The organism is Corallococcus sp. AB045, assembly GCF_003668895.1.
In the GTDB taxonomy this organism is placed as follows: Bacteria; Myxococcota; Myxococcia; order Myxococcales; family Myxococcaceae; genus Corallococcus; species Corallococcus coralloides.
On sequence record NZ_RAWN01000318.1, the window covers coordinates 1 to 7028 of the forward strand.

Below are 7028 nucleotides of genomic sequence, written 5' to 3' on the forward strand. Positions count from 1 at the left end.
ATGCCAATGCCCACCAGCATCGCGCCCCGGCCTCCCGCCGGCTCTCCGGCAGCCCCTCTTCCGTCCAGCCCTGAACGCAGCGCGGGAGGCCGGGGCGCGATGCTGGTGGGCATTGGCATCCTGGCGTCGCGGCTGATGGGGCTGGTGCGCGAGCGGGTCTTCGCGCACTACCTGGGCAACGCGGAGGCCGCCGCCGTCTTCAAGGCCGCGCTGCGCATCCCCAACTTCCTCCAGAACCTCTTCGGCGAAGGCGTGCTGTCGGGCTCCTTCATCCCCGTCTACGCCCAGCTCCTGGGCAAGAAGGACGCGGACGAGGCGGACCGCGTCGCGGGCGCGGTGTTCGGCCTGCTGGCCATGGCCACCGCCGTGATGGTGGCGCTGGGCATGCTGGCCACGCCGCTGTTCGTGGACCTCATCGCGCCGGGCTTCACGGGCGGCGAGCGCGACCTGGCCGTGCGGCTGGTGCGAATCCTCTTCCCGGGCACGGGCTTCCTGGTGCTGAGCGCGTGGTGCCTGGGCATCCTCAACAGCCACCGGCGCTTCCTCCTGTCCTATCTGGCGCCCGTGGTGTGGAACGTCGTCATCATCGCCACGCTGCTGGTCGTGGGCAGCCTGCACGGCACGTCCGGGGGGCGGGCCTCGGAAGAAGCCGTGACGGAGTGGCTGGCGTACGGCGTGGTGCTGGGCAGCTTCCTCCAGTTCGCGGTGCAGGTGCCCACGGTGATGCGCCTGTTGGGGCACTTCCGCCCGGTGGTGTCGCTGGCCAGCGCCTCCGTGCGCCAGGTGATGAAGAACTTCGGCCCGGTGGTGCTGGGGCGCGGCGTGGTGCAGTTCAGCGCGTGGGTGGACACCGCCTTCGCGTCGCTCATCTCCAACCGCGCGCTGTCGTCGCTCCTCTACGCGCAGACCATCTACCTCATCCCGGTGAGCCTCTTCGGCATGGCGGTGTCCGCCGCGGAGCTGCCGGAGATGGCGCGCGCCACGGCGGAAGGGGATGCCCAGGCGCACGCGAAGCTGCGAAGCCGCATCGACTCGGGCTCGCGCCGCATCGCCTTCTGGGTGGTGCCCTCCGCCGTCGCGCTCTTCTTCCTCGGGGACCTGGTGAGCGGTGCGCTCCTGCAGACGGGCCGCTTTGGCGCCTCGGACTCGCGCTACCTCTGGTACCTGCTGATGGGCGCGGCGGTGGGCCTGGTGGCGTCCACCGCGGGCCGGCTCTACGCCTCCGCCTTCTACGCGCTGAAGGACCCCAAGACGCCCCTGCGCTACGCCATCGTGCGCGTGGCCCTGGGCACCGTGAAGGCCTGGTTCCTGGCGCTGTGGCTGCCGGAGCGGCTGGGCCTGCCCCGGGAGCTGGGCGCGGCGTTCCTCACCTTGTCCAGCGGCATCGTCGCCTGGGTGGAGACCACGCTCCTGCGCCGCAAGCTGCGCTCCATCGTAGGGCCCGTGGGCCTGCCTTCGGGGCTGCTGCCCCGGCTGTACGGCGCGGCGGTGGTGGGCGGGCTCGTGGCCCTGGCCGTCAAACAGGGCCTCACCGGCCTTCTGGGTCCCATGCCCGGGGTGGGGGCGGAGTGGGGCGGGACCCTCCTGGTGCCGCCCCGGCTGCACCCGGTGCTGGGGCTGATGGCGACGGCGGTGCCCTTCGGCGTCGTCTACTTCGCCATCTCCGCCGCGCTGGGCGTCCCGGAGGCGGGCGCCGTCTTCCGCAAGGTGGGCCGGAAGCTGGGGCTCGCCCGGTAGACGCGGCGCGGCGCCCGGCGGGACGGCTGCCCTCCAGGCGGTGTCTGGGGGCTCAAACGGAATGCAGGACAGGCCCCTTTCCGTTGGGATAGGAGGCCGATTGTGAAGGGGATGGCCGCATGCGGCTTCCTCCGGGCATGGCGCGCGTGTAATGTCCGCCGCCTTTTTCAAGAGGCCCTGACTTCAAGGAAGTCCCGGGTCGGAAATCGTCAACGGAAGGTCTCGGCAGTGAGCGACGAGAAGAGCGGCGGAAATTCGGGCGGTCCTGGCGGTTTCGGTCCCAAGAAGCCGAAGGCCACGTTTGGCGACGTGATGCTGGGCATCCCTTCGGGGGGCCAGGGCAACGAGCGCGGCGGTGGCCGTGGCGGCCGCGATGAGAAGAGTGGGCCAGGCCGCGGTGATCGCGGTCCTCGCGACGCCCAGTCGCAGCCCCGTCCCCAGGGCGACGCGCCCCGCGGTGGCGGCGAGCGCGGCGGTGGCCGTGGCGGCGAGCGCCGGGGTGGCGGAGGAGGCGGCGGCGAGCGCCGTCCGTCCGGCCCCATGGTGGTCGTGAAGCGGGCCTCGGGCTCCATCGAGACGCGCGCGCTGGAGGGTGAGAAGCCCGCCGAGGCGACCGCGACCGCGGAGCAGACGGGCGCCGACGCGCAGGCCTCCGCGGCCTCCACGCCGGCTCCGGCCCCGCGTCCGGTGACGCCGGCCCCCGCGCCGTCCAGCCCGCTGTACGAAGAGGTCCCTGAGACCGAGTCCTTCGCGGACATGTTCGAGGCGCAGGTCAAGGACGGCGGCGCTCCCGGCCGCCGCGGCGTGCGCATTGGCGAGAAGGTCGCCGGCACCATCTTCCAGCTGGGCGCGGACACCGCGTTCGTGTCGCTGGACGGCTCCGCGAAGTCGGAGGCGATGATCGAGCTGCGCGAGCTCAAGGACGACGAGGGCATCCTGCGCTTCGGCGTGGGTGACCGCCTGGAGGCGCACGTCGTGGAGATGGGTGCCCGGGGCATCCAGCTCAGCCGCGCGCTGGCCAAGGGCAACGCGTCCTTCGCGATGCTCGCGGAGGCCCGCGCCTCCGGCATGCCGGTGGAAGGCCTGGTCCTCAGCGTGAACAAGGGTGGCGTGGAAGTCGCCATCGGTGAGACGCGCGCCTTCTGCCCCATCAGCCAGTTGGACATCCGCTTCGTGGAGAAGCCGGATCAGTTCATCGGCGAGAAGCTCCAGTTCCGCGTGACGGAAGTGCGCGACCGCAACGTCGTGCTGTCCCGCCGCTCGCTGCTGGAGGACGAGCAGCGCCGGCTGGCCACGGAGACGCGCAAGACCCTGGCCGTGGGCAAGACGGTCAAGGGCAAGGTCTCCGGCGTGCGCGACTTCGGCGTGTTCGTGGACCTGGGCGGCGTGGAGGGCATGATCCCCGTCTCCGAGCTCTCCTACACGCGCGTCGCGCACCCCAGCGACGTGGTGAAGCAGGGCGACGACGTGGAGGTGGAGATCCTCCGCATGGAGGAGGGCCAGCCCAACTCCCCGGACAAGTCCAAGCAGAAGGAGCGCATCACCCTGTCGCTGCGTTCGCGTCAGGAGGATCCGTTCAAGAAGGCGCTGGAGGAGATCAAGGAAGGCGACCGCCTGCAGGGCAAGGTCGTCCGGCTCCAGCCCTTCGGCGCGTTCGTGGAGCTGCGCCCGGGCGTGGACGGCCTGGTGCACATCTCCGCGCTGAGCGACCGGCGCATCGCGCACCCGCGCGACGCGGTGAAGGAAGGCGAGGTCATCTGGGTCTCCGTCGAGAAGATCGACCCGAATGACAAGCGCATCGGCCTGCGCCGCATCTCCGAGGAGGAGGCCCAGCGTCCTCCCGAGGAGCGTCCCGCGAAGGAGGCCCAGGCAGCGTCGGCTCCCAAGGAGCCCTCGGCGCCCCGTCCCAAGGTGGGCGCGGTCGTCGTCGGCAAGGTGGATCGGCTGGAGCCCTACGGCGTGTTCCTCGCGTTCCCGGGCGGCAAGGGTCTCATCCCGGCCAGCGAGACGGGCACCGACCGCGGCACGGACATGCGCAAGCACTTCTCCATCGGGCAGGAGCTGAAGGTGGCGATCATCGACATCGACGCCTCCGGGAAGATCCGCCTGTCCATCCCCGGCGCCATCCGCGCGGAGGAGCGCGCCGAGGTGGAGGCGTGGCAGAAGACGCAGCAGCCGCAGGGCGCTGGCAAGAAGGGCTTCGGCACCTTCGCGGATCTGCTCAGCAAGCTGGGCAAGTAGTGACGTCACGCCTTCTCGGCGCTCGCGCGAGACAATGCGATGGGGCGCCGAGATAGGTGTTGACGGTAGCGAGAGGGTTCGGTACTTACCCTCTCGTTCTCGCCGCGGGGTGGAGCAGCCTGGTAGCTCGTCGGGCTCATAACCCGAAGGTCGCAGGTTCAAATCCTGCCCCCGCAACTTGAAAAGCCCGGGGTCGAAATGAAAGTTTCGACCCCGGGTGTTCAAAGCGAAAACAGCAGTACCGCGTCACGGTGACGCGGGGTGGAGCAGCCTGGTAGCTCGTCGGGCTCATAACCCGAAGGTCGCAGGTTCAAATCCTGCCCCCGCAACTCTGAGAGGGCCCCGGTGGAAACACCGGGGCCCTTTCGCTTTTTCAGCGTCTGGCTTTTCCGCCCGCGGCTTTGGACGGGCGCAATGTCTCGACGGGCAGGAGCGGGTGTTCCTCGAAGTGGCCGCGCGCCGTGCGGACGAACGTGCCCACGTTCGCGGAGGCGCTCCGGCGTCCGGGGTAGATGACGCTCACGGGGATGGGAGGCGGCGCGAACGCTTCGAGGACCAGGACGAGCCGGTCTGCGAGCACGGCGTCCGCCACCTGGTACGAAAGCGTGCGCGCGATGCCGAGGCCTTGCTCCGCCGCCGCGATGGCCGCGTCCGCGCTGTTGAGGATGAGGCGGGGCTGGATGCGCACCGGCTTCTCCCTTTCGCCGAACCGCCACTCGTTCGTCGCGTCGAGGTTCTCGAAGGCGATGAGCTCATGGCGGTTCAGCTCGGCGGGCGAGCGGGGTGACCCACGCTGCTTCACGTAGTGGGGGCTGGCCACCAGCACGCGGCGGACGGTGCCGACCTTGAGGGCAATGAGGCTGCTGTCCTTCAGGTCCCCCAGGCGGACGGCCGCGTCGATGCCTTCGTCCGCGAGGTGCTGGTTCCTGTCCGACAGGTGCAGGCGGACGGACAGGGCCGGATGCGCAGCGAGCATCTTCTGGACCACCGGTAGGACGTGGAGCCGCCCGAAGACGATGGGAGCGGAGAGGTGGAGCTCGCCTCTCGGCTCGGCGTTCTCACCCCGGACGCGGCGGTCGGCTTCATCCAGGTCCTCCAGCAGCCGCTGACAGCTCTCCAGGTAGATCTGTCCCCGTTCGGTGAGGCGCACGGAGCGCGTCGTGCGCGTGAGGAGCGCGAGCCCGAGCCGCTCCTCCAACTGGGCGATGGCCCGCGTCGCCACGGATGGAGAGATGCGGAGGAGGCGGGACGCGCCCGTGAAGCTTCCCTGCCTGGCGACGGCGACAAACGTCCGGAGCGTGAAGAGCTGGTCCATGATTCTTGCGAAGTTGGCAATGAAGTCTTGCCTGTCCCGCTGATTATTTCACCTGCCTTGATGGCTATACGTGGTGCATCAAGGGAGAAAGCCATGGGCCGTTTCGCGAGACTCGCCTTCACGCCAGCGGTGAAGGCGTTGCAGGAACAGCACGGGAGCCGTGGGGCCTACGCGCGGATGGAGAGGGCAGGGGACGCACCGGACGTGCTCACGCCCGACGAGGCGGAGTTTCTGTCCCAGCGTGACAGCTTCTACATGGCCAGCATGGGCGCGAACGGCTGGCCCTACGTCCAGCACCGGGGCGGTCCGCCGGGCTTCGTCCGGGTGCTGGACCCGCACACGCTGGGCTTCGCGGACTACCGGGGGAATAAGCAGTACATCTCCGCGGGCAACGTCAGCGAGAACGACCGGGTCGCGCTCATCTTCGTGGACTATCCGAACCGTGCGCGACTGAAGGTCCTGGCGCACGCGTCCGTCATCACCCGCGAAACGGATCCCGCGACGATGGAGCGCCTCGAGGTTCCCGGGCAAGGCGCGAAGGCCGAGCGCGGCTTCGTGCTCCGCGTGGAGGGCTTCGACTGGAATTGTCCCCAGCACATCACGCCCCGGTTCACCGAGGCGGAGCTGGACGAAATGCTGCGTCCGGTGTCGACCGAGCTCCAGACGCTCCGCGCGGAGAACCGAACCCTGCGCGAGGAACTGGAGCGCTTGAAGCGGTCTCCGGTTTGACCCTGGACCTACGGTTGGGTAGGTTACGGTCCGGTAGGTTTGGCCATGGAGGCAAGAGCCATGAACAGCCAGTCGCCAGGCGTACGGAAGAACGGGGATGCCCTGCGGGGTGCCAGCCGCCTCGCGGTGCAGGCCACCCGGGGCGTGATGGGGCTCGTGGAGGAGGTGCACTGCACCATCGCCAGCGGGCCGTCCGTCCTGGGCAGGCCGCTGGAGCGCCCGGCGCGGGCCGTGACGGGGTGGATCTACTCGACACTCCAGGAGGCCACGCGGCACGTCGGGGCGGGGCTCGATGCCGTGCTCACGCGGCTCTCGCCGTGGCTGGGTGACAGTGCTCCGGGGCCTCAGAGGGAGGCGGTGGTCTCCGCGCTGAACGGTGTGCTGGGGGATGCGCTGGAGACGCAGGGCAACCCGCTCGCGATTCCGATGGCGTTCCGGGTCCACGGGCGGCCGTTGTGCCTGGAGCCCGAGGCCCTGCGCGACGCGCTCCCGGAGGCAGGCAGCCGGCTGCTCGTGCTGGTTCATGGCTCCTCGATGAACGACCTTCAGTGGAGCCGGCGGGGGCATGACCATGGCGCGGCACTGGCGCGCGACCTCGGCTACACGCCTGTCTATCTCCACTACAACAGCGGCCTGCACATCTCCCGGAACGGGCGTGCGCTCTCCTCGTTGCTGGAACAGCTCGTGGCCTGCTGGCCCGTGCCGCTCGAATCGCTGACGCTCCTGGGCCACAGCATGGGGGGCCTGGTGGCGCGGAGCGCGTGCCTCGCGGCGGAGGCCGAGGGCCACGGTTGGCGCCCCCAGTTGCGTGGGCTCGTCTGCCTCGGGTCGCCCCATCACGGTTCGCCGCTGGAGCGCGGTGGAAGCTGGGTGGACGTGCTGCTGGAGCTCAGTCCGTACAGCGCGCCGTTCGCGCGCCTGGGACGGATCCGCGGTGCCGGGGTCACCGACCTGCGCTTCGGCAACGTGCTCGACGCGCACTGGGAGGGGCGGGAGCGCTTCGGGT

General features: G+C 70.0%; 5 protein-coding genes and 2 tRNA genes. 6 read left to right on the forward strand and 1 reads right to left on the reverse strand.

The window, feature by feature from the left end; genetic code table 11:
- Positions 1-6 precede the first annotated feature (6 nt).
- The 4 genes from murJ (at position 7) to D7Y21_RS39315 (ending at position 4307) form a co-directional block, all read left to right on the forward strand.
- Positions 7-1737, forward strand: coding sequence for a murein biosynthesis integral membrane protein MurJ (gene murJ, locus D7Y21_RS39300; protein ID WP_370039922.1), 1731 nt, complete (start codon positions 7-9; stop codon positions 1735-1737).
- 228 nt (positions 1738-1965) lie between these two features.
- Entirely contained in the window at positions 1966-3978 is a 2013-nt protein-coding gene (locus D7Y21_RS39305) for a S1 RNA-binding domain-containing protein (protein WP_121718445.1), read from the forward strand.
- 103 nt (positions 3979-4081) lie between these two features.
- A tRNA-Met gene (locus D7Y21_RS39310) sits at positions 4082-4155 on the forward strand.
- Between the two features lie 78 nt (positions 4156-4233).
- Positions 4234-4307 (forward strand) — tRNA-Met (locus D7Y21_RS39315).
- A 44-nt stretch (positions 4308-4351) separates the two neighbouring features.
- Here the strand turns inward: D7Y21_RS39315 and D7Y21_RS39320 are convergent.
- The gene (locus D7Y21_RS39320) at positions 4352-5293 is read right to left on the reverse strand and encodes a LysR family transcriptional regulator (protein ID WP_121718446.1); all 942 of its coding nucleotides are present in this window, start codon (positions 5291-5293) and stop codon (positions 4352-4354) included.
- Positions 5294-5386: 93 nt separating this feature from the next.
- On the opposite strand from D7Y21_RS39320, the gene D7Y21_RS39325 reads away from it, so the two are divergent.
- Positions 5387-6022: a pyridoxamine 5'-phosphate oxidase family protein gene (locus D7Y21_RS39325; RefSeq protein ID WP_121718447.1), complete on the forward strand. Its 636-nt coding sequence runs from the start codon at positions 5387-5389 to the stop codon at positions 6020-6022.
- A 60-nt stretch (positions 6023-6082) separates the two neighbouring features.
- On the forward strand, positions 6083-7028 hold a 946-nt coding region (locus tag D7Y21_RS39330), incomplete at its 3' end, for a triacylglycerol lipase (protein ID WP_121718448.1).